General features: G+C 71.1%; 14 protein-coding genes. 7 read left to right on the top strand and 7 right to left on the bottom strand.

The window, feature by feature from the left end:
* Positions 1-143 precede the first annotated feature (143 nt).
* The 3 genes from WMF22_RS29845 to WMF22_RS29835 are packed head-to-tail and all read right to left on the bottom strand — an operon-like array spanning position 144 to position 4,259.
* A complete protein-coding gene (locus WMF22_RS29845; RefSeq protein WP_437293409.1) occupies positions 144-2,966 on the bottom strand; it encodes a cation-translocating P-type ATPase in 2,823 nt (940 codons plus the stop codon).
* A 13-nt stretch (positions 2,967-2,979) separates the two neighbouring features.
* Positions 2,980-3,816 (bottom strand): PspA/IM30 family protein, encoded by an 837-nt coding sequence (locus tag WMF22_RS29840; RefSeq protein WP_012238103.1) that lies wholly within the window; start codon positions 3,814-3,816, stop codon positions 2,980-2,982.
* A 53-nt stretch (positions 3,817-3,869) separates the two neighbouring features.
* Positions 3,870-4,259, bottom strand: a complete 390-nt coding sequence (locus WMF22_RS29835; protein WP_437293408.1) for a hypothetical protein — start codon at positions 4,257-4,259, stop codon at positions 3,870-3,872.
* A gap of 411 nt (positions 4,260-4,670) precedes the next feature.
* On the opposite strand from WMF22_RS29835, the gene WMF22_RS29830 reads away from it, so the two are divergent.
* Both WMF22_RS29830 and WMF22_RS29825 read left to right on the top strand, forming a co-directional pair.
* A complete protein-coding gene (locus WMF22_RS29830; protein WP_438031981.1) occupies positions 4,671-6,257 on the top strand; it encodes a serine/threonine-protein kinase in 1,587 nt (528 codons plus the stop codon).
* A gap of 1 nt (position 6,258) precedes the next feature.
* Positions 6,259-7,650: a sigma 54-interacting transcriptional regulator gene (locus WMF22_RS29825; protein WP_012238100.1), complete on the top strand. Its 1,392-nt coding sequence runs from the start codon at positions 6,259-6,261 to the stop codon at positions 7,648-7,650.
* 38 nt (positions 7,651-7,688) lie between these two features.
* On the opposite strand, the gene WMF22_RS29820 is transcribed toward WMF22_RS29825, so the two are convergent.
* Complete coding sequence (locus WMF22_RS29820; protein ID WP_437293406.1) at positions 7,689-9,491, bottom strand: monovalent cation:proton antiporter-2 (CPA2) family protein; 1,803 nt, start codon at positions 9,489-9,491, stop codon at positions 7,689-7,691.
* 44 nt (positions 9,492-9,535) lie between these two features.
* Between WMF22_RS29820 and WMF22_RS29815 the strand changes: the two genes are divergently transcribed.
* The 3 genes from WMF22_RS29815 to WMF22_RS29805 all read left to right on the top strand — a co-directional run bounded on the left by WMF22_RS29815 (position 9,536) and on the right by WMF22_RS29805 (position 14,835).
* Positions 9,536-10,939 carry a B12-binding domain-containing radical SAM protein gene (locus WMF22_RS29815; RefSeq protein ID WP_437293405.1) on the top strand — a complete coding sequence of 468 codons (1,404 nt, stop codon included), beginning with the start codon at positions 9,536-9,538 and terminating at the stop codon, positions 10,937-10,939.
* Between the two features lie 305 nt (positions 10,940-11,244).
* Positions 11,245-12,750 (top strand): hypothetical protein, encoded by a 1,506-nt coding sequence (locus tag WMF22_RS29810; RefSeq protein ID WP_438031980.1) that lies wholly within the window; start codon positions 11,245-11,247, stop codon positions 12,748-12,750.
* A 522-nt stretch (positions 12,751-13,272) separates the two neighbouring features.
* Positions 13,273-14,835: a hypothetical protein gene (locus WMF22_RS29805; protein WP_438031979.1), complete on the top strand. Its 1,563-nt coding sequence runs from the start codon at positions 13,273-13,275 to the stop codon at positions 14,833-14,835.
* A gap of 33 nt (positions 14,836-14,868) precedes the next feature.
* On the opposite strand, the gene WMF22_RS29800 is transcribed toward WMF22_RS29805, so the two are convergent.
* The gene (locus tag WMF22_RS29800; RefSeq protein ID WP_437293402.1) at positions 14,869-15,390 is read right to left on the bottom strand and encodes a hypothetical protein; all 522 of its coding nucleotides are present in this window, start codon (positions 15,388-15,390) and stop codon (positions 14,869-14,871) included.
* A 527-nt stretch (positions 15,391-15,917) separates the two neighbouring features.
* Here WMF22_RS29800 and WMF22_RS29795 point away from each other — a divergent pair.
* Entirely contained in the window at positions 15,918-20,771 is a 4,854-nt protein-coding gene (locus tag WMF22_RS29795) for a hypothetical protein (RefSeq protein WP_438031978.1), read from the top strand.
* 423 nt (positions 20,772-21,194) lie between these two features.
* Positions 21,195-22,349, top strand: coding sequence for a serine/threonine-protein kinase (locus WMF22_RS29790; RefSeq protein WP_438031977.1), 1,155 nt, complete (start codon positions 21,195-21,197; stop codon positions 22,347-22,349).
* A 156-nt stretch (positions 22,350-22,505) separates the two neighbouring features.
* Here WMF22_RS29790 and WMF22_RS29785 read toward each other — a convergent pair whose 3' ends face one another.
* Both WMF22_RS29785 and WMF22_RS29780 read right to left on the bottom strand, forming a co-directional pair.
* A complete protein-coding gene (locus WMF22_RS29785) occupies positions 22,506-23,723 on the bottom strand; it encodes a glycosyltransferase (protein WP_438031976.1) in 1,218 nt (405 codons plus the stop codon).
* 838 nt (positions 23,724-24,561) lie between these two features.
* Positions 24,562-26,853 (bottom strand): hypothetical protein, encoded by a 2,292-nt coding sequence (locus WMF22_RS29780; protein ID WP_438031975.1) that lies wholly within the window; start codon positions 26,851-26,853, stop codon positions 24,562-24,564.
* Positions 26,854-26,885 lie beyond the last annotated feature (32 nt).

Genomic DNA, 26,885 nt, shown 5'->3' with positions numbered 1-26,885 from the left:
CCGCTTGTTCTTACCACGAGCACTTTCTTTCCGGATCGCTCCGCGTCGCCGACGTCGCCTACCCGACGCGGCTCCCTGGACGCCGCGAGGCGGCCGTCTGGCAGGCGAGGGAGCTCGGCGGCGCCGAGGCCCTCACCCGGCGGTCATCCGTGGGGCTTGGAGGCGGGCGTGAGGCGGGCGGGGCCGGCGCCTTCGGGGCGGATCCGGCGGTACACGAGCTTTGCGATCTCGACGGCCGGGACGATGAGCGCCGAGAGGACGAGCAGGAGCATCCACTCGTCCGACGACATCGCGTACGTGCGGAAGACCGGGCGCAGCGCGGGCACGAGCAGCGCGATCAGGTGGATCGCCGCGCTCGCCGCGACCGCCAGGAGGAGCGGGAGGCTGATGAGCGGCTTCGACGCGAAGAGCGAGATGACCGGGCTACGGCAGCTCCAGGCGTGGAAGAGCGGCGACAGCGCCAGCAGCGAGAAGGCGACGGCGCGCGTGCGCAGCAGCGCGTCCTCGGTCTGGTCCGACGTCGCGTAGAGCGCGACGGCGGCGAGCCCCATGATCGCGCCGACGTACAGGATGCCGAGGTAGTCGCGCTTGATGAGCAGGCCCTCGTCGCGCGGCCGCGGCGCCTCCGACATGAGCTGCGGATCCGGCGGATCGATGCCGAGCGCGAGCGCGGGCAGGCCGTTCGTGACGAGGTTGATCCAGAGGATCATGAGCGGCGTCAGCGGCGGCCACTTGCCGAAGAACGAGACGACGAACACGGCCACGAGCAGGCCCATGTTCGACGAGAGGAGGAAGAAGATGAACTTCTGGATGTTGCGGTAGATGGCGCGCCCCTCGCGCACCGCCTCGACGATGGTCGCGAAGTTGTCGTCCGCCAGCACGAGGTCCGCCGCCTGCCGCGCCACGTCGGTGCCCCCGCGCCCCATCGCCACGCCGATGTGCGCCTCCCGGAGCGCGGGCGCGTCGTTCACGCCGTCGCCCGTCATCGCCACGATGTGGCCGTGCGCCTTGAACGCCCGCACGAGCCGGAGCTTCTGCTCCGCCGTCGTCCGGGCGAAGACGCGCAGGTGCATGATCCGCCGCCCGAGCTCCTCGTCGCTCATCACCGCGAGCTCCGCGCCGCTGAGCGCCTCGTCGCCCTCGTCCCAGAGCCCGATCTCCTTGGCGATCGCCGTCGCGGTGAGCCGGTGGTCGCCGGTGATCATGACGGCGCGGATGCCGGCGCGGCGGCACTCGGCCACCGCCTCCTTCACCCCCTGCCGCGGCGGGTCCATCATCCCGACCAGGCCGAGGAACGTGAGCTCGCGCTCGACGTCGTCCTCGTCGCGGCTGACCCGCACCCGGCGGCAGATCGCGAGCACGCGCAGCGCGGCCGCGCTCATGCGATCGGCCTCGGCGACGATCGCGACGCGGTCGTCCTCGGACAGCGCGCGCACGCCCTTGTCGTCGGCGAACTTCACGCAGAGCGGCAGGAGCACGTCGACGCTCCCCTTCACGTGCGCGATCTCGCGGCCGCGCTCGTCCCGCGTGATCACCGTCATGCGCTTGCGGTCGCTGTCGAACGGCAGCTCGTGCACGAACGCGTGCGACGGCGCCACCGACTCGCGCGAGTAGTTGCCCTTCGCGGCCAGCGTCAGCAGCGCCCCCTCGGTCGGATCGCCGACGATGTTCCAGCGGCCCGTCGCGTGGTCCTCGTCGAGCGACGCGTTGTTGCAGAGCGCGACCGTCGCGAACAGGTACGTGAGGGGCGCCGAGTGCTCCACGACCTCCGCGCCGTGCTCGTCCCGCAGCGCGCCCTCCGGGTTGTACCCCTCGCCGGTCACCGTGTAGCGGCGGCCGCCCGCGTACACGTTGCGCACGGTCATCTCGTTCTGGGTGAGCGTGCCCGTCTTGTCCGACGCGATGATCGTCGCGGCGCCGAGCGTCTCGACCGCGGGCAGCTTGCGCACGATCGCCCCGCGCCGCGCCATGCGCTGCATCCCCAGCGCGAGCGTGATCGTCGTGATCGCGGGCAGCCCCTCGGGGATGGCGGCCACGGCGAGGCTCACGCCCTCGAGCAGGAGCTCGTGCCACGGCCGTCCGCCCCGGATGAACCCCCAGCCGAGCAGCACCGCGGAGAGGGCCAGGCACACCCGCAGGATCACCGCGCCGAAGCGATCGAGCCGCTCCTCGAGGGGCGTCTTCTGCTCGCCGACCGAGCGGATCATCTCGCCGATCCGGCCGAGCTCGGTGCTCACGCCGGTCGCGGTCACCACCGCGCGCCCCTTGCCGCGCACGACGCTCGTGCCCGTGAAGACCATCGTGACCCGGTCGCCGAGCGGCGCGTCGCGCGCCACCGGGGCGAGCGCGTCCTTGACCGCGGCCGCGCTCTCGCCCGTCAGCGCCGCCTCCTCGGTCGCGAAGCTGATCGTCTGCACGAGCCGCGCGTCGGCCGGGATCGAGTCGCCCGCCTCGAGCTCGAGGATGTCGCCGGGCGCGACGTCCTCGGCCGCGATGATCACGGTCTTGCCGCCGCGGCGCACGCGCGCGTTCGGCGCGCTGAGCTTCTGGAGGGCCTCCAGGGCCGCCTCCGCGCGCCGCTCCTGGTAGTAGCCGAGGAAGGCGTTCAGGATCACGATGAGCAGGATCGCGATCGCGTCGCCGAACCGGTGGAGGAAGCTCGCGTCCTGGTCGGCCGTGAAGCCGACGACCACGGCGATCGCCGCCGCGGCGAGGAGCGTGAGCACGAGCGGGTTCGCGAACTGCTCGAGGATGCGGACGAGCGCGCTCTTCTTCTTCGTCTCGGGCAGGCGGTTCTTGCCGTGCTCCTCGAGGCGTCGCTGCGCCTCGGCGTCGGAGAGCCCGCCGGACGAGCTGACCCCGACGCGATCGAGGAAGGCGCCGACCTCTTCGGCGTGGACAGGGATGGGAGCGGAGGGAGGGGCGTTCGGTCCGGCCGGGCGGAGCGCCGTGGCGGCTTGGCTCATGGGCGGGCGTGCTCTAGCGCTTCATCCTGGCTTGTTCACGTTGTTCTTCGGCTTCGAGCTCCGCGAGCGCCGCCGCGAGCTCGTCCTGCTCGGCCTGGGGCGCGGCGGCCGGCGCGCCGCCCGCGCCGGCCACGCGCACCTGCGGCGGCGGCGCCGCGGCGGGCGGCGGCTCGGGCGGGAGCACGCCCATCTTCCGCTTGAGCGCGAGAAGCTCGTCGTCCGCGCCCGCCGTCGCCTCGAGCTGCCCGAACTTGTGCGCCAGCGTGTCGCCCGTGTACTGCTCGGCGATCTCCCCGGCGGCCTCGGCCTCGGCCTCGATCTGGTCGATCTTGTTCGACATCCGGTCGAACGTCTCGAAGGCGGAGGCGTTGTTCAGGCCGCTCATCGTCTCCTGGATGGCCTTCTGCGCCTCGGCCCGCTTCTTCCGGGCGATGAGCACGTTCTTCTTGCGCTTCGCCTCCTCGATCTTGTTGTTCAGGAGGCGCAGCGCCGTCTTCAGCTGGTCGACGGCCTGCTTCTGCTTCTGCCACTGGTCCTTGTAGGAGGTGGCGAGCTGGTCGTGCTCCTTCTTGCGGTTCAGGGCCTCCTTGGCCAGCGCGTCGTCGCCCGCCTTGATCGCGAGCATCGCCCTGCGCTCCCACTCCGCGGCGTTGGCGGCCTCCTGCTCGGCCTGCTTGGCCAGCCGCTTCTCGTCGGCGATCGAGACGGCGACCTGCTTCTTCGCCTCGATCAGCTGGTTTGCCATGTCGATGACGACCTGGTTCAGCATCTTCTCGGGGTCCTCCGAGCGGCTGATGAGGTCGTTCAGGTTCGACTTGATGAGGGTCGCAAGGCGCGCGAAAATTCCCATAGATCAGCTCCAACTCTCGGGGTGCGCAGGGTCGAAAGGCGCGGCGGGTCTGCTCAGCTGAGCGCGAGATCGTGCAGCACGGGGACGTGGCGGGCGAGCGCGAGATCGATGTCGCTCAGGATCGCCTCGAGCTCGTTCATGTCGAGGTTCTCGAGCTCCAGCGCCGCCGACAGGACGACGGTGCCCGCCTCGATCCCATACGAAGCATGCATCAGATCCGTCGCGTTGTACTCGAGCAGGCGGCGGAAGAGCCTGGTCTGGTGTGCGTCGTCCCCGGGGACGGGGCCGATCGAGACCCGCACCGCCACGATCGGCGGGTCGATGCGGATCGCGATCGGCGGCGTGTCCGGACCCCCCGAGACGAGGTAGGTACCGGCGTCGTTCTCGAACCGGCGATCGAGCTGCAGGAGGTAGGTTTCGACATCCTCGGCTGTGCGCGGCATGGCGCGGCGAGCCTACAGAATCATGTCGCGTCGGGCTAGTGCCGCGTCCCTCGGATTCTTTCCGGGATTCCGCGCCGCGGGCCGCGGCCCACGGCCTGCGGCCTGCGGCCGCCACCATCGAGGGCGCGCGGCTCGCCGTGGTCCTCCGAGTGGTCCTCCGAGTGGTCCCCCGAGTGGTCCCCCGAGTGGTCCCCCAAACCATGGCGTCCCCTTCGTTGGGTTCGTGCTCCGATCGCACCGGCGCGCTGTCACGCCGTGAGCCCGCAACACGCGCCGCGAGCCGCAACGCGCGCGGCGAGCCGCGTTCCGCGATCGGTTCCGCTCGCTCCCGGAATCACCGCGTTTCCCCGGACGCTCGCTTTTTTCTCACCCGTTCGAGAATCGCGGTGGTACGGTCCCGATCCAGGTTACGTGGCGATCCACCCGGGCGACGTCGTTGCTGGCTACCGTGTCTCCCGCCTGCTCGGGCGGGGCGGCATGGGCGAAGTCTGGGCAGCAACACGGGAATCGGACAATCAGCAGGTCGCCATCAAGGTCCTGCTCGCGCGCGCCGCGATGAAGCCGGATCTCGTGCGGCGCTTCGACCGCGAGGCGAAGATCGCCTCGGCCATCCAGAGCCCGTACGTCTGCCAGCTGCTCGAGGTCGGCCAGACGGACGAGGGCGAGCACCTGCTCGTGTTCGAGCAGCTCGACGGCGAGTCGCTGGCGGATCGGCTGAAGCGCGAGCAGTACCTGCCGTTCAGCGAGGTCGGCCCGATCATCGACGACGTGCTCCAGGGGCTCGTGGCGGCGCACGCCGCGGGCGTCATCCACCGCGATCTGAAGCCGGGCAACATCTACCTCGAGCACCTCGGCCTGCCCGACCGGCGCGAGCGCGCGAAGATCCTCGATTTCGGCATCTCGAAGCTCACGCGGCGCGAGAAGGAAGAGCCCACGCTCACCGCCTTCGACGCGACGCTGGGGTCGTTCGCGTACATGGCGCCGGAGCAGGTGCGGGGCGCCGCGCGGGCCGACGAGCGGGCCGACATCTACGCGGTCGGCGCGGTGGCCTTCCGGTCGCTGTCCGGGCGGCTGCCGTTCGAGGGGGCGAACGCCGCGGTGCTCGTCGCGATGAAGCTCGACCGCCCGGCGCCGTCGCTCGCCGAGGCGACCGGCGAGAAATGGCCGGTGGGCATCGAGCGCTTCCTCGAGCGGGCGCTCGATCGCCGGCGCGAAGGGCGCTTCGGCTCCGCGGGAGAGGCGCTGTCGAGCTGGCGGGCCATCCAGCCGGCGAACATCACGCGCGCGACGCGCCGCACGCAGCGGAGCAGGTATCCCTCCGAGCTGCCCGACGCGTTCCTGGAAGACAACCCCACGGTCGTCGACGGCCCCCCGACGATGACGGAGAACGGCGGCTTCAGCGACGCCGGCCACAGCTCGCCGCCCCCTGCTTCGCTCGCCCCTCCCAGGGCCAGCACGGTGCCCCCGCCGCCGCCGAGCAGGGCCGGGAGCACGGTGCCCCCGCCGCCCCCGAGCCGGGCCGCCGCGCCGCCGGCGTCGCCGAGCAGGACCGGCGTGGGCGCGCCGCCTGCGCCGCCGAGCAGGGCGGGCGCAGGGGCGCCACCGCCACCGCCGAGCAGGGCGGGCGCGGGCGCGCCGCCGCCACCGCCGAGCAGGGCGGGCGCAGGGGCGCCACCGCCACCGCCGAGCAGGGCGGGCGCGGGCGCGCCGCCGCCACCGCCGAGCAGAGCGGGCGCGGGCGCGCCGCCTGCGCCGCCGAGCAGGGCGGGTGCGCCGCCGCCACCGCCGAGCAGGGCGGGCGCGGGCGCGCCGCCTGCGCCGCCGAGCAGGGCGGGTGCGCCGCCGCCACCGCCGAGCAGGGCGGGCGCAGGCGCGCCGCCGCCACCGCCGAGCAGGGCGGGCGCGGGCGCGCCGCCGCCACCGCCGAGCAGGGGCGGGGGCGCAGAGATTCCCCGGCCGGAGGGTCCGCCTTCGCGCCGCAAGACAGAGAGGCACTGAGTTGCTCGACGCGACGGTAGGCACGAAGAACCGGGTCGAGGTGCGCGGCGGGCGCATCCGCCTCACGAAATCGTCGGCCGCGCGCGGCGGCGGATGGATCGAGATCGGCACCGATCCCGTCATCGTGGGCCGCAACGCCGCCTGCCAGCTGGTCCTCGACGACGCCAAGGTCAGCGCGGTGCACGCCGAGTTCGTCGCCACGGAGCAGGGCGTCCGCGTGCGCGATCTCGACAGCCGGAACGGGACCTTCGTCGGCGGCGTGCGGGTCGGCGACATCTACCTGCTCACGAGCACGAAGCTGCGGCTCGGCGAGACCGAGATCCAGTTCGAGCCCCTGCGGCCCGAGCGCATCACGGTCTCGGCGATCCCGTCGTTCGGCCCGCTCGTGGCGAGCAGCCCCGGGATGCGGGCCATCTTCGAGCGCCTCTCCAAGATGGCGCCGACCGACCTCACGGTGCTCATCACGGGCGAGACCGGCACGGGCAAGGAGCTCGTCGCGCAGGCGCTGCACCTGGCGAGCGCCCGCTCGAAGAAGCCGTTCGTCGTCGTGGACTGCGGCTCGATCCCGCCGACCCTGGCCGAGGCGACGCTGTTCGGCCACGAGCGCGGCGCGTTCACGGGCGCGGTCGACAAGCGCCTCTCGCCGTTCATCGAGGCGGACGGCGGCACGATCTTCCTCGACGAGCTCGGCGAGCTGCCGCTCGAGGTGCAGCCGAAGCTCCTCCGCGCGCTCGCCGAGCGCCGCATCAAGAGCGTCGGCGGGTCGAGCTACCGCGAGGTCGACGTGCGCGTGCTCGCGGCGACGCGCCGCGACCTCGTGCGGGCCGTGAACGGCGGCAACTTCCGGAGCGACCTCTACTTCCGCGTCGCGCAGATCAAGATCGAGCTGCCGGCGCTCCGGCAGCGCGTGGAGGACATCCCCGTGCTCGTCCGTCGGATGCTGAAGGATCTCGGCGACGAGAGCGCCTACGAGCGCGTCTCGAACATGACGCTCGAGCGGCTGATGCGGCACGACTGGCCGGGCAACGTCCGCGAGCTGCGGAACGCGGTCGCCGTCGCGTTCGCGCTCGCCGCCGAGGGCGAGGAGATCGACATCGCGGCGCACCTCGGCGCCCTCACCGAGACGCCGGTGCACCCGAGCTCCTCGCCGTCGATCCCCCCGGGCGCCGGCGGCGGCGCGGCCAGCAGCTCGTTCGCGTCGATGAAGGGCCGCCAGTTCCAGGAGGCGAAGCGCGACGTCCTCGCGCGGTTCGAGCGCGACTACTTCGCCGCCCTGTCCGAGGACGCGAAGGGCAACGTGAGCGAGATGGCGCGGCGCGCGGGCATGGAGCGGGCGCACGTGCGGGCTTACCTCCGCCGCCACGGCATCGGCGCGAAGCAGGAACAGGAGTGAAGGCGTGAGCGAGCCGGCGGCGGCCCGCGCGCTCCGCGTCACACCGCCGCGGCCTCGTCGTCCCTGCCGGACGGCGCGATCTCGTCGGACGCGAACAGGCCTTCGAGCTCCTGCGCCGCCTGCTTCGCCGCCTCGATGAGCTTGACCTCGTCGTTGTGCACCGCGTGCCCGCGCAGGAGCACCTCCTCGTCGTGGGCCCTGAACCGCTCGATGGTCGCGCGGGCGTCCCGCTCCCGCATCCCGAGGCCCTCGAGCACGCGCGCCGCCACCTCGAGCGACGACAGGAACGTCTCCCGCTCCAGCACCGTCACGCCGATATCCATCAGCTGATACGCGTGCTGGCGGTTCCTGGCGCGCGCGTAGATCAGGAGGTCCGGGAAGTGCCGCTTCACCACCTCCGCCGTCTTCACCGACGACGCGACGTCGTCGATCGCCAGCACGAAGATCTTCGCCTTGTCGGCGCGCGCCGCGCGGAGCAGGTCGAGCCGGGAGGCGTCGCCGTAGTAGATCTTGTTGCCGTACTTGCGGACGAAGTCGACCTGCGTCGGGCTCGCGTCGAGCGCGGTGAAGGGGATCTTCCTCGTGCGGAGGACGCGAGAGACGATCTGGCCGAAGCGGCCGTATCCGGCGATGATGACCCTCGGGTCGTCGTCGTCGATCACGTCGAACTCGCGCGCTGGCCCGCCCCCCTGCCATCGCTTCACGAGCGCGTCGCCGAGCGCGATGACGAGCGGCGTGACCGCCATGGACAGCGTGACCACGACGACGAGGAGGTCGGCGAGGAGCCTGTCCATGAGGCCCTGTCCCGCGGCCATCCCGAAGAGGACGAAGGCGAACTCGCCCCCCTGCGGGAGCGTGAGCGCGAGGTCGCGCGCGGAGCCCTTCGCGTGCCCGGCCGCCCTGCCCAGGACGAGCAGGACGGCGGCCTTGAGCGCCATCACGCCGAGGACGAGCCCGAGGACGAGCAGCGGCCGCTCGATGACGAGGCCGATGTTCGCCGACATCCCGACGGCGATGAAGAAGAGCCCCATGAGCAGGCCCTTGAACGGCTCGATGTCCGCCTCGAGCTCGTGGCGGTACTCCGAGTCGGCGAGCAGCACGCCCGCCATGAAGGCGCCGAGCGACATGGAGAGGCCCACCTGCACCATGAGGAGCGCCGTGCCGAGCACGACGAGCAGGGCCGCCGCGGTGAAGATCTCGTGCGCGTGGGTGGCGGCGATGGCCCGGAAGACGGGGCGCACGAGGTAGCGGCCGCCGGCGACGACCGCGAGCAGCACGGCCACGGCCTTGAGCGACGAGGCGACGGCGCTCCCCTCGCCGGGGGCCGCGCCCGCGGGGCCGAGCAGGGGGAGCACCGCGATCAGCGGGATCACGGCGAGGTCCTGGAAGAGCAGGATGGCGAACGCGGAGCGGCCGTGCTGCGACTGCATCTGGCCCTTCTCGGCCAGGATCTGCAGGACGAACGCCGTCGACGAGAGCGAGAGCCCGACGCCCGCGATGGCCGCCGTGTCGGCGCGCAGGCCGAGCGCGGCGCCGATGAGCGCGATGAGCGCGCCCGTGACGGCGACCTGCGCGCCGCCGAGGCCGAACACGGCGCGGCGGAGCACCCAGAGCCGCGACGGCTGGAGCTCGAGGCCGATGAGGAAGAGGAGCAGCACCACGCCGAGCTCCGAGAAGTGGAGGGTGTCCTCGACGTTGGCGATGATCCGCAGCCCCCACGGGCCGAGCAGCGCGCCCGCGACGAGGTAGCCGAGCACCGCGCCGAGGCCGATCCGCTTGAACAGCGGCACGGCGACGACGGCCGCGCCGAGAAAGACTGCGGCGTCAGAGAGCAGGCTCATTCGTCGTGGGTCTCCTTGGGGCTCCGTGATAAGCACGATCCGCCATGCAGATCGAGCTCATCGCCACGGCGAGCGAAGATTCCGCGTACCTGCCTCGTGTGGGGCTCGGCACCCTCGCGGCGCTCACGCCCCCCGAGGATGAGATCATCTACACCGATGACGTCGTGCAGCCCTTCGATCTCCAGCGCGACGTCAAGGACGTCGACCTCGTCGGGATCAGCGTCGACAGCAAGACAGCCCGCCGCAGCTACGATATCGCCGCCGCTTACCGCAGGCGCGGCGTGAAGGTGGTGCTCGGCGGCATCCACCCGACGGCCTGCCCCGACGAGGCCCTGCAGCACGCGGACGCCGTCGTTGTCGGCGAGGCGGAGGACGCCTGGCCCGCCCTGCTCGCGGACGTGAAGCGCGGCGAGCTCAAGCCGTTCTACCGCCCGGAGCTGCCGGATCTCGCGGGCAGGCCCCCGCCGCGGCGCGACCTGTTCACCTCCAAGAAGTACATCCCGTTCCAGGTCGTGCAGACGATGCGCGGCTGCCCGTATCCGTGCGAGTTCTGCAGCGTGTCGACGGCGAACGGCACAACGATGCGGTTCCGCCCGACCGACGAGGTGCTGAGCGAGCTCCGGTCGCTCGGCAAGCTCATCATGTTCGCGGACGACAACGTGATGATCCACCGGGCTTACTCGAAAGAGCTCTTCACCCGGATGATCCCGCTGAAGAAGCACTGGATTGGCCAGTGCTCGCTCGCCGCGGTCAAGCGCCTCGAGAACGTGAAGCTCATGGCCGAGAGCGGGTGCAAGGCGCTCTTCATCGGCTTCGAGAGCATCGACGAGGAGACGGTGAAGTTCACCGGAAAGCGGCAGAACCGTCCCTCCCAGTACAAGGACACGATGGCGATGCTCCACGATCACGGCATCTCGGTCTGGGGGAGCTTCGTCTTCGGGTTCGATACGGACGATCCCGAGGTGTTCGATCGCACCGTGGAGTTCGGCATCGACATGAAGCTGACGATGGCGCTGTATGCCATCCTCACCCCGTACCCCGCGACGCAGCTGTACCGCCGCCTCAAGGCGGAGGGGCGCCTCACGGACGAGCGCTGGTGGCTGCGCCGCGACCACGACGCCGGCTCGCCCTATTTCGTTCCCAAGCAGATGTCGCGGGAGCGGCTCCGGGAGGGGTGGGTGTCCGCGTGGACGAAATTCTACTCGCCGTCGTCGATATGGCGCAGGTTCACCCTCACACGGCAGTCGAGCTGGATCCAGCTGGCGGGCTTCTTTCCGCTGAATTTCATGCAGCACACGCTGGCGCACCGCAAGATCGCGGGCGGCGAGCAGCGCTTCCGCTCCGGCGTGCACATCGAGGAGGCGGCCGCGTCGTCCGTGGCGCAGCCGCAGCCGGAGCCGCAGCCCGCGAGGGCCAAGGGCGCTCGGCAGCTCCCGATCATCGGATAGGCGATCCCCTGGCGCCAGCTTCGCGTCCTGTGCGTGCGTGGGCGCCGTCCTGCACGCTGCGGGGCAATGGTACGCCGCGGCGCAATGGTGCCGTGCTCCGCGGCGCATCGGTGGATGTGGGCAATCGACCGCTCGTGGATTGACAGCAGCGCACGGTGAGCGAGCGACATTCTTCTGTCGCGCTTGCAGTGCGATTGTCGCTTGCTGATTTTGCTACACTCGCGTGAGCTCCTGGAATGCCGGGGTGTCGAGCGGGGTGTGAGCCCGCTTTGTCGCGGCATCGAGGATCCCCAAGCGGAGGTGTCATGGGTCGACGTCGGTTCTCCTTCTCGCTCCTCATCGTGGTTGGCGCCGCCGTGTACAGCGCCGGCTTCGCGGCCAGCTGCAGCGCGACGGGTTCGTCCAACGTGCTCGACTCGAGCGGAGCTGACGAAACAGGCGTGGGAGCGGGAGGCACGACCGGCGGAGGCGACGGGCTGGGTGGGTTCCTCGACATCGATGGAGGGGAGGAGCCGCACAGCGATGTGATGGTGAACCCTTGTGGGAGCGCGTGCGGCGACAAGGAGCTATGTACCGGCGCGACCCTCGGCCTGGACGACGACTGCGATGGTTCGATCGACGAGACGTGCGCCTGCATCCCCGGTCAGGCGCACTCCTGCTTCCGCGGCGATCCGTCGTTCCGGAACAGCGAGGGCTGCTTTCCTGGCACCCAGCTCTGCGACGAGACCGGCACCTGGGGCCCGTGCGTCGGCGGCGTGCACGCCGACGAGAAGTGCCATATGGATAGCGGCGCTCCGTGCCGCCCGATACAGGCGTCGCCCTTCGCCGATGTGAACCTCAAGGCGGGCACCAGCGCCTTCAGCGCGGACGCGGTCGCGGGCTCCGAGGTGTGGACGGTGGACTGCCCCGATGGCGTCGACCCGTGCCCGGAGGTGAGCGGCTCGGACCCAGCGGACGATTTCAAGCCGCTGCAGTCGGGGGAGTACACCGTCACGTACACGAAGCGCGTCCCGAGCGGCGACACCCAGAGCTGCCAGTACCCGCTCTTCGTCAGCGCGGGCGGCCTGCGCGTCGAGCTCGAGTGGGAGCACGACGTCGGCGACGTCGATCTCGATCTTCACCTCCACAAGCCGAGCAACACCCAACCCTGGAGCATGTCGGGCTCGTCGGTGGACTGCGGCTATTACAACTGCACCATCGAGCACTTCTCGTCAAAGGCCTCGGATATCCGCTGGTTCTTGAACAGCGCGAGGCTGCCGGACCCCGTGAACTGGTACCTCGACCCGGTGCCGGGCAACAACGGCTGCTTCAACGCCCCTCGGGGCGTGGGGAAACAATGGGAGGCCAACGGTCTTGGCTGCCACAACCCGCGGCTCGACCTCGACAACTGGAGGTGCGACCCCGTCGTGACGGACCCCAACGACCCGGACTTCTGCGCGCCGGAGAACATCAACCTCGACTATCCGCCAAAGGGGCAGTGGATGCGCATCGGCGTGTATTACTATGGTCAGGGCAGCGTGAAGCACGATGTCCACCCCCGGATCAAGATCTTCTGCGACAGCGCGCTCGGGGCCGATCTGGGGCACACGGGGTTCTACAGCCCGGAGCGGCGTGTCGCGTTCAAGCCCACGGACGGACACACCATGTTCTGGCTCGTCGCCGACGTGCTCTTCCCCGAGCCGGACGAGTGCGGCCAGGCGGCCTGCGTCGTGCGGCCGCTCTATGAGGACGCCAGCGCGAAGACGCCGCTGCTCACCACGCGGGACGACGCCGAGGCGAGCTTCGGTCCCGCTTACCCGACGCTGCCCTGACCCGCATCCCACCCAGCTCACCGGCTGGGCCTCGCGACGTCAGCGCGCGCGAACGCGTTGACGCGAGCGCACGAGCTCTGCCGGCGCCACCGCGCCCCATGCGCAGAGGTCGTGAGGCGCAACGCCACACCGGCCAGCAAGGCGAGCTTCGTGGTGATCTGTCCGAGGATGATTTCTCTGATTCATCGGGTAACCTGGTGGTTCGCCTGACTCCGCATCTGGCGAGAGCGCGTCTCGCCGGCTGAAGGCGGCTCATTGTGGCCATCGCCGGCCGGCGTCCGTGCTAGGGAGTCCTCCTCCAGCGACTCACCCTGCTGAGTCTGCATGGAAGGTGTTCTTGTTGCTCGATGAGGGTCGGGGCCTCGTGAACTGCCGTCCCGAGCCGCGCTTTCGCGCGCGCTGGGGACACCGGTATCCGCTTTGCTTCACGCTGTAGTGCCTGGTGAACGGCGCGCTTCGCCGTGGCGCGGAGCGGGCGCAGGCCGCCGCGACACCGCGTCTAGGTCTCCAAGTGGAGGTATCATGTCTCGTCTTCGTGTCTCCTCCGTGCTCCCCGTCGTGATCGCGATCGCGGCGTCGGGCGCCGGTTTCGCGGCCGGCTGCAGCGCGGAAGGCAAGCGGCTCACGTTCGATCTGACCACGGGCGGCAGCTCGCACGCCGACGAGGCGGCCAGCGCCGGCGGGGCGGGCGGCGCCGGCGTGGCGACCGCCCAGCCTGGCGACTCGGAAGGCTACGGCGGCTTCCTCGGCGATATCGATGGAGGGGCGCACGAGGGCTTGCCGGTGACGATCAACCCGTGCGGGAGCGCCTGCGGTCCGACGGAGCTGTGCGGCGTGGATGAGCTCGGCGTCGATCACGCCGGGCTGGACGACGACTGCAACGGGATGATCGACGAGCGCTGCGGGTGCATCGCCGGGCAGGCGCACTCCTGCTTCCGCGGCGATCCGTCGTTCCGACGCAGCCCGGGGTGCTTCCCCGGGACCCAGATCTGCGACGAGACGGGCACGTGGGGCCCCTGCGTCGGCGGCGTGCACGCGGACCAGGACTGCCACCGGAACGACGTGGCGGGCTGCCACCCGCTCCAGGCGGCGCCGTTCGCCACCGTCGATCTGAAGGAGGGCACCGGCTCGTTCAGCGAGGACGCGCGGCCGGACTCCGAGGTGTGGACGGTGACGTGCCCGCCGGGCGTGAACCCGTGCCCCTCGGTGGGCGGGCAGGGGCCGGCGGATGATTTCAAGCCGCTCCAGTCGGGCGAGTACACGGTCACGTACACGAAGAGCCTTCCGAGCGGCGAGACCGCGAGCTGCGTTTACCCGCTGTTCGTCGGCGCCCGCGGCCTCCGCGTCGAGCTCGAGTGGGAGCACGAGCCGGCCAGCGTGGATATGGACCTCTACCTCCACAAGCCGGACAACATGCAGCCCTGGACGGTCGGCGGCTCCAGCGCCGCGTGCGGTTACGGGAACTGCACGCTCGACAGCCTCTCGGGCGGCTCGGCCATCACGTGGTTCAGCGACACGGCGACGCCCCCCGAGCCGGTGAACTGGTACCTGGATCCGGAGGAGACCAACAACAGCTGCTTCTACGCGCCTCGCGGCGTGGGGGACGACTGGCGCGCCCACGGCAGGGGGTGCCATAGCCCGCGGCTCGATCTCGACAACATCTCCTGCTCCCACCGCACCACGGACCCGGACGACCCGACCTTCTGCGCGCCCGAGAACATCAACGTCGATTTCCCGCCCAAGGCCAGCTGGATGCGCATCGCGGTGCACTACTTCGGCGGCAGCGTGTCGTTCGACGTGCACCCGCGGATCAAGATCTACTGCAACGGCGAGCTCGGGGCCGACCTCGGGCCCACCGGCTTCTACGACCCCGAGGTGCCGGTCGCCTTCGTTCCGGAGGACTCGGGCGACAGGTTCTGGCTCGTCGCCGACGTGATCTTCCCCGAAGCGGGGGAGTGCGGCGACGATACGTGCGTCGTCCGGCCGATCTACCGGGACGAGACCGTGAAGACGCCGTACCTCTCGACGGTCCGCGACGTCCGCAACGACTTCGGTCCGGCCTACCCCAGCCTGCCGAGGCCCTGACGGCGCGGCGGTGGCCGGCGGCGGGCGCGCCCCTCACGCCTCGACGCCGGCCCGCTTGAGGAAGGCGAGCGCGGGTCCGAGCGCGTAGGCGGGCGCCCTGCCCAGGCGAAGCTGCTCTCCGGTCGACAGGTGGAGGAGCAGCCAGCGCGGCGCGAGGCCCGGCTCGTCGACGTCCGTGTCCGAGGCGGGCGGGGTCGAGACGCCGACGATCGTCTGGATCGGCAGGATCCGCCGGAAGCCACGGCCGTCCTGGATGAGCTCGTCGCGCTCGAAGTCGAGGCGGAACAGCCCGTGGAGCCGGCGGCGCCGGCGGACGGCGAGCAGCGCGGCGGCGGCTCCGGCGGTCCACGTCCCCGCGATGAAGAGGATGGGAAAGGGGGCCGCGCGCGCCGCCACGATGCCCGCCACGACGAGCGAGGCGACGAGCGCGAACGCGGCGACGCGACGGACGGCGAGGTCGAGGCCGTCGCCACGGCACTCGCAGACGAGCACGGCGGGGCCTTGCGCCAGGATGGTGCCGTCGGTGTTCGAGAGCAGGACGTCTCCGTCAGGCACTGCGGTCCTCCCGATCGGGTGAGGTGGTCGAATACCGCAGCCTCGCGGGAGAGGCGAGGGGCGACGGGAGAGAAGCTCGCGCCGGGCATCCTGGACGTCAACCAAGCTTCGCGCTGCGTTCTCCTACCTCCGAACGTTTACGTTTACGTTCACGTTCACTTTGGTGATCGATGGCGGGGTGGAGGGGCACGCGCTTCGTGCCCTGAACGTGACCGAATCCGTCCCCGCCCGGAGAGGCTCGGCAACAGGCGGCGGCGGCCGTCAATCGCCTAACGCCCGGCGGCGCCGCGCGCCCGCGCGGTGAGCGGGGCGCGAGGCGAAAAGGCATTGAATGCCCGTGGATTGTCCAGGAATGGCGAGGGTGTGGCGCGCGTGGTACGTGGTATGCCGCGGTGCCGGCGTGGGCGAGCAGGCCCGCCCCCCGCGCGACCGGGGCGGTCGTCGCGGCGACTCGGGCCGAGGTTCTCATGGGGGCATTCGCGCTCGGGACCGAGCTGCCAGAGGAGGACTCTGCGATGAGGTGGATCGTGAGACAGGCATTGCTCGCGGCAGCGGTGTGCTCGATCGCGGGCTGCGCCGAGGAGCGGCCGGCCATCAGCCAGGTTCAGGCGAACGCGCTGGCGAAATCGTTCTTCGTCGGCGCCGATCTGCAGAGCAGGGAGGACGATCCCGAGTTCTGGGCGCGGACCACGGTGGTCGACGTGGGCTACGGCGCCTCGCAGGACGGGCTCTTCTCCTCCTCGTACGCTCAGGCCGATGTCGCGCGCATCAAGTGGATCATCCAGGAAGACCTCCTGCTCGGGCGCCTCACCTACGAGCGCGTGAACGACAGCGACGGCAAGGGCGCCGGCGCCGCCACGGACGATGGCGTCGTGGTCGTCGCCTACAAGATCCTCTCCCACTTCGACGTCCAGCGCGATTACAACCGAGCGACGGGGGAAGAGAGCAACGTCATCGTCGAAAATACGACCGACCGTCCATGGGTTGAGCGCGAGTACATGCGGGTCGACTGGTCGAAGAACCTGAACGTCGACTCCTACGACTTCGACACGCTGTCGCTCATCGGCGTCTACGGCGGCGTGCAGTACGAGCCGCTCTCCTACTACGTCAGCGACCCGAGCCACCCTGACGCGCCCCATTTCGACCCCGAGGAGGGGTATTTCGACGTCACCAACAAGGCCTTCGCGGTGCCCCAGCTCGTCGATCTCAGCCACCTCGGGTGGGGCATCGACAGCTTCCCGGCCTGCATGCTCGACACGGACTTCACGGGCGGCACCGCGCCGGTCGGATCGTGCAACCCCGTCGAGATCACCCTCCGGCAGTCGTTCCGGCGCGTCGTCGATCGGGACTACGAGCCGGCCGAGTGGGACGGGTACCGGTTCCGGGCGTTCGGCGCCTTCGTGCGAGAGCGCTTCGGCTACGCCCGCAACTACGGCATGAGCGACGCCAAGTGGCACCGCATGATCTCCCGTTACAACATCTGGGAACGCAGCCACTACTACGACGATCCAGAGAGCATGACGGGCGAGATCCCGTGCTTCACCCCCGAGACCACCCCCGCCGGCGCAGATCCGCACCGCGACCAGGACCGGAACGGGACCGAGGACGAGTGCGAGGTCGTCACCGGGGCCCCGATGGCCCGGGATGGAGGGATGGAGGCGGTGGGGCCCGGCTCGCGGTGCGACACCTTCAAGCAACGGTGCACCCTGCCCTACCAGCGGCGCGAGGCCGTGCCGCAGGCGTGGTACGTGACCTCGGACAGCAACCCCGACTATTTCGTCGCCACGGACATGGCCGCCCACGAGTGGGACGTCGCCCTGCGCAGCGCCGTCGTGACCGCCAAGTACACCGAGTGCGTCCGGACGCACGGGGACGCGGCGCGCTGCGGCGAGGCGTTCCCTGTCTACGACGGGCAGATGGACGATGACGCCGACGCCATCGCGCTCTCGCGCGAGGTCGACGCGTGCCGGCGCGGCGCGGCGCGCGAGGGGCAGCCCTGCGAGGCCCTCGCCGACGAGATCGGCGCGCGGCGCGGGACCTCGAGGGGCGTCATCGCGCTCGCGAAGATGCCCGAGATGATCGTGCTCTGTCACAGCCCCGTCGAGGCGGACGACCCCGAGGCGTGCGGCGGTCCGCGGCTCCCGGCGGGCGTGACCGCCAGGATGTGCAGCGACGAGCGCCGCAAGGAAGCAGGGCGGGACCCCGCGCTGATGGGGGCGTGCCGCGAGGCGCTGAACGCGCGGATCGGCGACCTGCGCTATCACCAGATCAACAACTTCGAGGCGCCTCAATCGCCCTCCGCCTGGGGCATCTACAGCGACTCGGAGGACCCGCTCACCGGCGAGAAGGTCGCGGCGAGCATCAATGTCTGGACCCACGTCAGCGACATCTGGAGCCAGGGCGTCGTGGACACGGCCCGCTACATCAAGGGAGAGCTCAAGACCGAAGAGGTGACCGACGGCGATTACGTCCGGGACTGGGCGCAGGCGAGCGAGGGCGCGTCGCGGGGCGGCGCGCTGCCGCGGTTGACGCGGGAGGAGCTCGGGCGGCGGATCGCCCGGTCCGCCGGGGTGGACGAGGCGGCCGTCTCCGAGGGCACCGGCCAGATGGCGCAGAACCCGGCGCTGCGCGAGAGCCTCCGGCGGCTCTCGAAGGAGGTGCGCGGCATCGCGGCCGACGCCACGGCGCCCGACAGCATGCGCGGGATCTACGAGGCGCGCCGCAGGGCCGCGGCGGGCACCGAGCTCGAGGCCGAGCTCACGACGAAGGCGATCCAGCAGCTCACCGGCGTCGCGGGGCTGCCGCTCACGGACGAGGTGATGCGCCTCGCGTCGCCGCTCCGAGGGGCGAACCCGAGCGTGCGGCGCGAGCTCGCGAACCTGAAGGAGATCGCGCTCGCCGAGCGCGGCGCGTGCGTGATGCACGAGGCGCCTGCGCCGCTCGCGACCGCCGACCTGGCGGACCTCCTCGAGGAGAAATTCGCGAGCAAGCACGGGCGCTTCGGCGAGGGGGACGCCGCGCAGAAGGCGCGGCGCGCCGAGGCCATGCGGCGCTACCTCGCGCAGCGGGCGCACACCTCGGTGATCCTCCACGAGATGGGCCACTCCGTCGGGCTGCGGCACAATTTCGTGAGCTCCTCCGACGCCTGGGGCTACCGGCCGCAGTACTGGCAGCTCCGCACGAGCGATGGACGGGTGAAGACGCCGTGCGAGACGCTCTCGGAGGACGGCGAGGCCTGCGTCGGGCCGAGGTATTACGACCCCGTCACCGAGAACGAGCGGAAGAACCTGATCTGGATGTTCATGCAGTCGTCGGCGATGGATTATGCCGGCGAGCCCACGCAGGACCTCATCGGGCTCGGCGCCTATGATTTCGCCGCGGCCCGCCTGTTCTACGGCGATGCCGTCGCCGTGCACGCCGACCCGAGCTACAAGGCGACCACCCCGCGCGGCAAGGGCGTGCTCGCGAAGATCGACGATTTCGGCGGCGTCCTCGGCATCCAGCCCGAGTACGACGACGAGGACATCCATTACTCCGAGCTGCAGAGCAAGTACGAGCTGATCACGCCGCGCAGCTGCGTCGAGGTCGACCCGAGCGCGTTCGTGCCCTCGGACTGGGACGAGGAGCTGGACGGCGTCTGGCACCCCTTGCTCGACGGCCTGCTCGTGTCGATCGACGGCAAGACCACGCGGTGCCGGCAGCAGAAGGTCGATTATGTCACCTGGCGCGCGCTGGAGACGCCGGAGGACGTGAAGGGACCCTCGGTGGACCCGGCGGGGCGGACCCGCCTGCCCTACGGCTTCGCGACCGACCGGTGGGCCGACCTCGGCAACCTGAGCGTGTACCGGCACGACAACGGGGCGGACGCCTACGAGCTCTTCAATTTCTTCGTCACGCAGCAGGAGGTGAACCACATCTTCGACAACTACCGCCGCGGCCGGCAGGCCTTCAGCGTGCGCGCGGCGTCGGAGCGGACCCTGAACCGGTACAACGCGAAGATGCGCGACGGCGCGAAGGGCCTCGGGCTCATCATGAACATCTACCGCGAGTTCGCGCTGGACCGCGGCTACGATTTCGACACGTTCTGGGTCCAGGCCGCGAACAGCCTCTTCAAGGAGAACACCCTCGCGGCCGGGATCGCGTTCGATCACTTCTCGCTCCAGATGGCGCGCCCGCAGCCGGGGGAGCACTTCCTGCCGGACGGGGACAACGTCCTCCGGTCATCGAGCGACGTGTTCGGCGATCCCGGGGAGCCGCTGGTGGTCGTCCCGAACGGCGCGACGGGCTATTTCGGTGATATCGCCGTCGGGGGCAAGCCGCTCGAGAACGCGCTCGCGGCGGACAAGGGCGAGTACGACTCGTCGTACACGATGAACGCCGGGGCCTATTACGACAAGGCGTGGGTGTCGATGCTGATGACCGAGTCGGTCGACAACTTCATCAGCGACTCGCGGCACGACTTCCTCGACGCGCGCTACCGGGCGGTCTCGCTCGCCGACGTCTTCCCGGAAGGGTACCGCCGCTGGCTCGCCAACAACCTCACGGGCGACGACGCCCTCAAGGGCGTGCGCGTCGAGGCGGACCAGCGCGGCCGGCCGGTCCGGGACGCGAGCGGGTATCCGGCCGGCGCGCTCGGCTGGACCTCGTGGTGGGCCGAGAGCGGGCCGGAGAGCTGCTTCCCCGCGGCCGGGAGCATCGTCTGCAGCTCCTATGGCGCGCCCGACAGCGCGCCGTGGAACCCGCGGGCCCCGGCCAAGGTCGCCATCCTCGACCCGCAGATCGGCTGGGAGCAGCAGAAGTTCCTCATCGCGTGGACCCTGCTCTACCTGCCCGAGAACCAGAAGCAGAAGTGGCTGGACATGATGCACGTCTGGGAGGCCGGGGCAGACGCCGATCCCGGCTTCCCCGACCGGATCGAGCTCCACCACCCGTCCGGGAAGGTGTTCGTGGCGAAGGCCTATGGGACCGAGACCGTCTTTGGCAAGATCGTGCAGAAGGGCATCGGCGCGCGCGTCCTGGAGTATGGCAATGAGCTCCTGGCCAGGGCGTATGTCACCGAGCCGGGGCCCGACCTCGACGGCGACGGCAAGGCGGACTGGCACAAGGTGAAGCCGAACCCGGAGACAGGGCAGCCGATCGTGCGGTGGGATCCGACGATCGCCGCCATCGCGGACGACGGCGAGGTCCTGCGGGAGGGCGTGGACGGCTGCAAGGCGGACGCCGACGCGGACGACGACGATTTCAGCGATTTCTACGCGTGCACATGCTCCTCGAACCGCGCTTGCGGCGCGCTCGAGAGCTACCTCTCGGTGCCCGCCTTCATCCGGCAAGCGCTGGGGGCGTTCAAGCTGGGTGACCCGACGATGAAGGGCCTCCACTGAACCCAGGCCTCACGATACCGAGCACATCCGAGCACATCCGATGGCAGTCTCACGATGACGAGGCGGACCGCCTGGCGACGCCACAAGGGTCGGGGCATTTTGCCGCAAGGGGGCGATTCGCCACACGTGGTGGCGCGTTCACCGCGGCGCTCCAGGTGCGCCGGCGTGGCTCGGGTTTTGCTGAACTTTTCCATGAAATGACGTGCTGCTGGAGAGCGCCCACCCCATGCGGCTCCTGTGTCGGTGACGCAGGACGGCCTGGCGGGTCGCGGTGCCGACGAGCTGCAACCCGGGCCTGCCCTCGTGGCGCGCGGATTCGATCGTAGCGCCGCCGCCGGGACACGGGAAACGCAGAGCAGAGTGGCTCTCCCGCGCCGCGAGCGCCGGGGGCGCCGCTGGCTCGAGGTACGGAGAGGACCAGCGATGGAGTTCGAGAATGTCACGCACGTCCAGAGAGCGCAGGCGCGGGTGGGAACGTCGCTCAACGGCGCGTGGCGGCTGGACGCGCTGATCGGCCTCGGCGGGATGGCGGCCGTCTATGCCGCGACGCACCGCAGGGGCCAGCGGGCCGCGATCAAGCTGCTGCACCCCGAGCGGGCGAGGGATCGGGGCGATCGCGCGCGGTTCCTCCGCGAGAAGGCCATCGCGCAGACCCTCGATCACCCGGGGGTCGCCGCGGTGATCGCGGACGACGTGACCGAGGATGGATCGCCGTTCCTCGTGATGGAGCTCCTCGAGGGAGAGAGCCTCCTCCAGCGCTGGAAGGCGCAGAGGGGCCCGCTCCCGCCGGCCGAGGTCCTCTCCGTGAGCGAGCAGATCCTGGAGGTGCTCGAGGCCGCGCACGCGAGGGGCGTCGTTCACCGGGATCTGAAGCCTGACAACATCTTCCTCACGCGAGAGCGCGGGGTGAAGATCCTCGATTTCGGCATCGCGCGCCTGCGGGCCCCCTCGGGGCAAACCTCCCTCGTGGGGCTCCGCGCGATGGGCACGCCGGCGTACATGCCGCCCGAGCAGGCCCGCGCGCGCTGGGATCTCGTCGATGCGCGGACAGACCTCTGGGCGCTGGGCGCGACGATGTTCGCGCTGCTGACGGACCGATACGTCCAGGAGGCGCCGACCGTCAACGAGCTCTTCTTCCTGAGGATGACCTGCCCGATTCCGTCGCTCGCGCGGATCGCGCCGTCGATGTTTCCGGCCGTTGTGCGGGTGGTGGACCGCGCGCTCGAGTTCGCGCAGGCGGATCGCTGGCCGGATGCGCGGTCGATGCTGGCCGCTGTGCGCGAGGCGCATGCCGCGCTCGCGCTCGCGCCACCCCGGAGCACGCTGGTGCCGCCGCCCCGGAGCACGCTGGTGCCACCACCCCGGAGCACGCTGGTGCCGTCACCCCGGAGCACGCTGGTGCCGTCACCCCGGAGCACGCTCGCGCCGGTGACGGACCTGCGCGACCCCTGCGCGCTGGACGAACGGCCGCCTTCGGGTCGTCCCCAGGCGCGGCTTTCCCGTGCGGCGGCGCTCTCGTCGCCGCCGTCGCTCGCGACGAACGCGCGCGCGCGCTCGACGATCCCTCGCGTGCCGTGAAGCGAGCCCGAGGCGGCGACGGCCTGCCCGCGGCGGCGGGCGACGCGCTTGCCACGGTGTTTTCGTTTCGCCCTGGGTGTGTGGCCGGGTGATGGGGGGCGAGCCTGCGAGCGGCTCGCCGGGTGATGGGGGCGAGCCTGCGAGCGGCTCGCCGGGTTATGCGCTCAGGCCTGCGAGCAGCTCGCTCGGCCGCAGCACGCCTCGCCGCTCCGACTCGCGCCGGGCGAGGAGGGTCTCGTAGATATCCATGTAGCTCGCCATCATGCGTTCGGCCGAGTAGCGCCGCAGCGCGAGCTTCCTTCCGCGCTTGCCCATCGCCGCGGACTGCACGGGATCCCCCTTGAGCGCGGCGAGCTTGGCGGCGAGCGCGCCCTCGTCGTCCGACGGGACGAGGAAGCCCGTCTCCCCGTCGGCGATCAGGGCAGGGATGCCACCCACGGCGGTCGAGACCACCGGCAACCCGGTCGCCATGGCCTCCACCATGGAGAGCGGCAGACCCTCGGACTTCGACGACAGGACGAAGACGTCGCTCGCGGCGAGCAGCCCCGGCACGTCGTGCCGTTCGCCCGCGAAGACGACGCGGTCGCTGATGCCGAGCTCTTCGGCGAGGGCGCGCAGCGAGGCGGCTTCCGGCCCGTCTCCGACCAGGAGGAGGCGCGCGTTGCCCGAGTCGCCCGACAGGATCCCCGCGGCCGCGCGGAGCAGGAGCGCGTGGTTCTTGACCTGCGACAGGCGGCCGACCGCCCCGGCGACCCACGCGTCCTGGGGGATCCCGAGCTCGGCCCGGATGCGGTGCCGGGCCGCGGCGTCCGGCCTGAAACGGGAGAGGTCGATTCCATTCAAGACCACATGAAGCTTCGAGCTCGGTACCTCTTTGTGCTTCAGCATGAAGTCGGCCGTGGACTGCGACACGGCCACGTGCGCGTCGGCGAGCCTGGCGGCCATGTGCCGCAGCCACGCCCTGCGCCCCTGATCGAACATGGCGCCGTGCAGCGTGTGGCACACAGGCACACGGTGCAGCCGGCCCGCGGCCGTGGCGTAGATGAGCGGCAGCTGATTGTGCGAGTGCACGATCGAGACACCGTGCTTGGCGAAGAACGCCGCGAGCTTCCCGGGGAGCTTGAGGTCGAAGCCGGAGCGCTTCGGCAGCATGTGCACCGCGACGTCGCGCTCCCGGAGCTGCGCCGCGCGCGGCCCGTCGGGGTTCGTCTCGATGCCCACGACCATCACCTCATGTCCCGCGGCGCGCTGCAGCGCGGCCAGATCCACCACGACCTGCTCGGCGCCGCCCACCTGGAAGGAGTTCAGTACGTGTGCGATCACGAGGCGGTCGTGGCGTGCTCCGGTCATCGTCGCATGCTCGGTGGTCTTCATATCGTAATCTATGCTCATGGTTCCCCTCTGGGGTGCGCTTCGGGCGCATGTGGTCCGACCTGAGAGAAACCCCTCCTTCGTGTCCGCGTCCCCAGGGGGGCAAATTACCACAGCATCTACGGAGCGAGGAGATTTCTCTGTGTGTCCCCTCGATATGCTGGGTACCGCTGGATTGACGTGAGGGGATGTCTTCATCGGCCCGTCCGGTGACTACGTGTGATCGCGCCTGTGGCAGATGGCAACAGCTGTGACAAAGAGCGTCGCGGCGGCTCCACGTGCGTGCCAGGGCGGCTCTCCCTGATCCAGGACAGCAGCGATGCCACGCCGATGTTCCGGTAGAAATGCCGGAAACCGCGCATTTTTTTCGGAACGTGGAAGAGTCCGATGTTCATGCAGGCCACCGGCAGGAATTCATGCGAAAAGCGTGCAAGCTGCCTCACGCGTGCCGGCAGGACATCTGCACCCTCGATGCCGCGACGGTGAGGGGTGTCGTCTTTTGTGGGTGAATGTGCGGGTGATGATGTCCCCTGGGAACGCGGGCCGATGGTCCGGCGGTGTAAGGGGTGCAGGGGAGGGCTGCGACTGGGCCCGGCGGCGTCGCGGGTCGTGCTCCTGGGGAGCACGGGCGGACCGCGGTGGTCTGTGCAGGCGGGGTGGCAGGTGGGGCTGTGCGGCGATGGCACGGTGGGCCGCGGTGCGGCGTGCGGCGTGTGGGGAGCACCGGTGAGGTGCGGAGCCAGCTGTCCCCCGCCCTCGCGGTCACGGTGGACGGGCGGGGGACAGCTGCTCGACAGATGGGCTCGTGCTCACGCGAGCATGGCCCGCCGGTCTTTCGGGATCAGCGCTCGGACAGCTCGGCGCACACGGCGTAGGTGGTCAACGACACCGTCTGCGCCTTCTTGCCGAAGCCGCTCTCGAACACGGCGGTCGATGTCCAGCCCGCGCGGCCTTCGGTGGGGTCGAACGGCGAGTTCTCGACAACCCTGCTCGTCGCCTGGGCGCTGCCGGAGATCGAGAATCCGCCGCCGAGCACGAATTCACCCGCGTCGCAGAGCGCCTTGACGTTGACGGACGCGCTCGCGGGCGACGCCTCGCGCGTCACGGAGACCACGCGGATCTTCACGAGCCCAGGCGCTCCGGCCGGCCCCTGGGGGCCACGCTCGCCCCTGGGTCCAGTGAGGCCCTGAAGACCGCGCGCGCCGTCGATGCCCTTGAGGCCCTGGAGACCCTGGAGACCGGCGATCCCCGCGGGGCCCGCGGGGCCGCGCTCGCCACGCTCGCCCTTGGGTCCGGCCGGCCCCTGGGAGCCGACCTCGCCCTTGGGTCCGGCGGGGCCCTGCGGACCGCGCGCGCCGTCGGCGCCCTTGAGGCCGTGAGCGCCGTCGGTGCCCTTGAGGCCCTGGAGGCCCTGAGGACCGACGATCCCCGCGGGGCCGCGCTCGCCGCGCTCGCCGCGCTCGCCCTTGGGTCCGGCCGGCCCCTGGGGGCCGACCTCGCCCTTGGGTCCGGCGGGGCCCTGCGGACCGCGCGCGCCGTCGGCGCCCTTGAGGCCGTGAGCGCCGTCGGCGCCCTTGAGGCCCTGGAGGCCCTGAGGACCGACGAGCCCCGCGGGGCCGCGCTCGCCCTTGAGGCCCTGGAGGCCCTGAGGACCGACGATCCCCGCGGGGCCGCGCTCGCCCTTGGGTCCGGCCGGCCCCTGAGGACCGACCTCGCCCTTGGGTCCGGCGGGGCCCTGCGGACCGCGCGCGCCGTCGGCGCCCTTGAGGCCGTGAGCGCCGTCGGCGCCCTTGAGGCCCTGGAGGCCCTGAGGACCGACGAGCCCCGCGGGGCCCTGGAGGCCGCGCTCGCCCTTGGGTCCGGCCGGCCCCTGGGGGCCGACCTCGCCCTTGGGTCCGGCGGGGCCCTGCGGACCACGCGCGCCGTCGGCGCCCTTGAGGCCGTGAGCGCCGTCGGCGCCCTTGAGGCCCTGGAGGCCCTGAGGACCGACGAGCCCCGCGGGGCCCTGGAGGCCGCGCTCGCCACGCTCGCCCTTGGGCCCTGCCGGCCCCTGCGGACCGCGCGCGCCGTCAGCGCCCTTGAGGCCCTGAGGACCGATCTCGCCCTTGGGCCCCATCGGCCCCTGAGGACCGATCTCGCCCTTGGGCCCTACCGGCCCCTGGGGACCCATCTCGCCCTTGGGCCCTACCGGCCCCTGCGGACCACGCGCGCCGTTAGCGCCCTTGAGGCCCTGAGGACCGATGTGCCCCACCGGCCCCTGAGGACCGATCTCGCCCTTGGGACCCATGGGCCCCGCGGGTCCCTGCGGACCACGCGCGCCGTCAGCGCCCTTGAGGCCCTGAGGACCGATGAGCCCCGCCGGCCCCTGAGGACCCATCTCGCCCTTGGGACCCATGGCTCCCTTGGGACCCTGTGGACCACGCGCGCCGTCAGCGCCCTTGAAGCCCTGGAGGCCCTGGGGGCCGATGAGCCCCACCGCCCCTGCCGGCCCCTGCGGACCACGCGCGCCGTCAGCGCCCTTGAGGCCCTGAGGACCCATCTCGCCCTTGGGACCCATGGGCCCCGCGGGTCCCTGAGGACCACGCGCCCCGTCGACGCCCTTGAGGCCCTGGAGGCCCTGGGGACCGATGAGCCCCGCGGTGCCTGCCGGCCCCTGCGGGCCGGGCTCGCCGCGCTCACCCTTGGGCCCCTGCGGACCGCGCGCGCCGTCGACGCCCTTGAAGCCCTGGGGACCGATGATCCCCGCGGCGCCTGCCGGCCCCTGCGGGCCGGGCTCGCCGCGCTCACCCTTGGGCCCCTGCGGACCACGCGCGCCGTCGACGCCCTTGAAGCCCTGGAGGCCCTGGGGACCGATGAGCCCCGCGCTGCCTGCCGTCCCCTGCGGGCCGGGCTCGCCGCGCTCACCCTTGGGCCCCTGCGGACCCTGAGGACCGCGCTCGCCCTGCGGCCCAGCGGGCCCCCGCTGCCCCATGGGCCCCTGGGGACCGCGCTCCCCCTTCTGATACTGCTGAAACTGCTGTCCCACGAACCCCTTGCCCTTGCCGGGTACGTGGTGCCCGACCTCGTCGGACGCCCTGGCCTCCGCCTTGACGTCTCGCGAATCGCCGGCCCAGCTCGCGCCTGCGCTGGCCATCACTCCGGTAAACCCGGCGAGGATTCCAGCAG

It is taken from the genome of Sorangium sp. So ce204, assembly GCF_051526795.1.
GTDB classification, from domain to species: Bacteria; Myxococcota_A; Polyangia; order Polyangiales; family Polyangiaceae; genus Sorangium; species Sorangium cellulosum_B.
The sequence above is the reverse complement of the archived record's forward strand: the minus strand, read 5'-3'. Positions and strand labels throughout refer to the sequence as shown.

Bases quoted from the DNA above. Each gene is read 5' to 3' on its own strand.
- WMF22_RS29845 (WP_437293409.1), bottom strand. From the start codon at position 2,966: ATGAGCCAAGCCGCCACGGCGCTCCGCCCGGCCGGACCGAACGCCCCT.
- WMF22_RS29840 (WP_012238103.1), bottom strand. From the start codon at position 3,816: ATGGGAATTTTCGCGCGCCTTGCGACCCTCATCAAGTCGAACCTGAAC.
- WMF22_RS29835 (WP_437293408.1), bottom strand. From the start codon at position 4,259: ATGCCGCGCACAGCCGAGGATGTCGAAACCTACCTCCTGCAGCTCGAT.
- WMF22_RS29820 (WP_437293406.1), bottom strand. From the start codon at position 9,491: ATGAGCCTGCTCTCTGACGCCGCAGTCTTTCTCGGCGCGGCCGTCGTC.
- WMF22_RS29815 (WP_437293405.1), top strand. From the start codon at position 9,536: ATGCAGATCGAGCTCATCGCCACGGCGAGCGAAGATTCCGCGTACCTG.
- WMF22_RS29810 (WP_438031980.1), top strand. From the start codon at position 11,245: ATGGGTCGACGTCGGTTCTCCTTCTCGCTCCTCATCGTGGTTGGCGCC.
- WMF22_RS29805 (WP_438031979.1), top strand. From the start codon at position 13,273: ATGTCTCGTCTTCGTGTCTCCTCCGTGCTCCCCGTCGTGATCGCGATC.
- WMF22_RS29790 (WP_438031977.1), top strand. From the start codon at position 21,195: ATGGAGTTCGAGAATGTCACGCACGTCCAGAGAGCGCAGGCGCGGGTG.
- WMF22_RS29785 (WP_438031976.1), bottom strand. From the start codon at position 23,723: ATGAAGACCACCGAGCATGCGACGATGACCGGAGCACGCCACGACCGC.
- WMF22_RS29780 (WP_438031975.1), bottom strand. From the start codon at position 26,853: ATGGCCAGCGCAGGCGCGAGCTGGGCCGGCGATTCGCGAGACGTCAAG.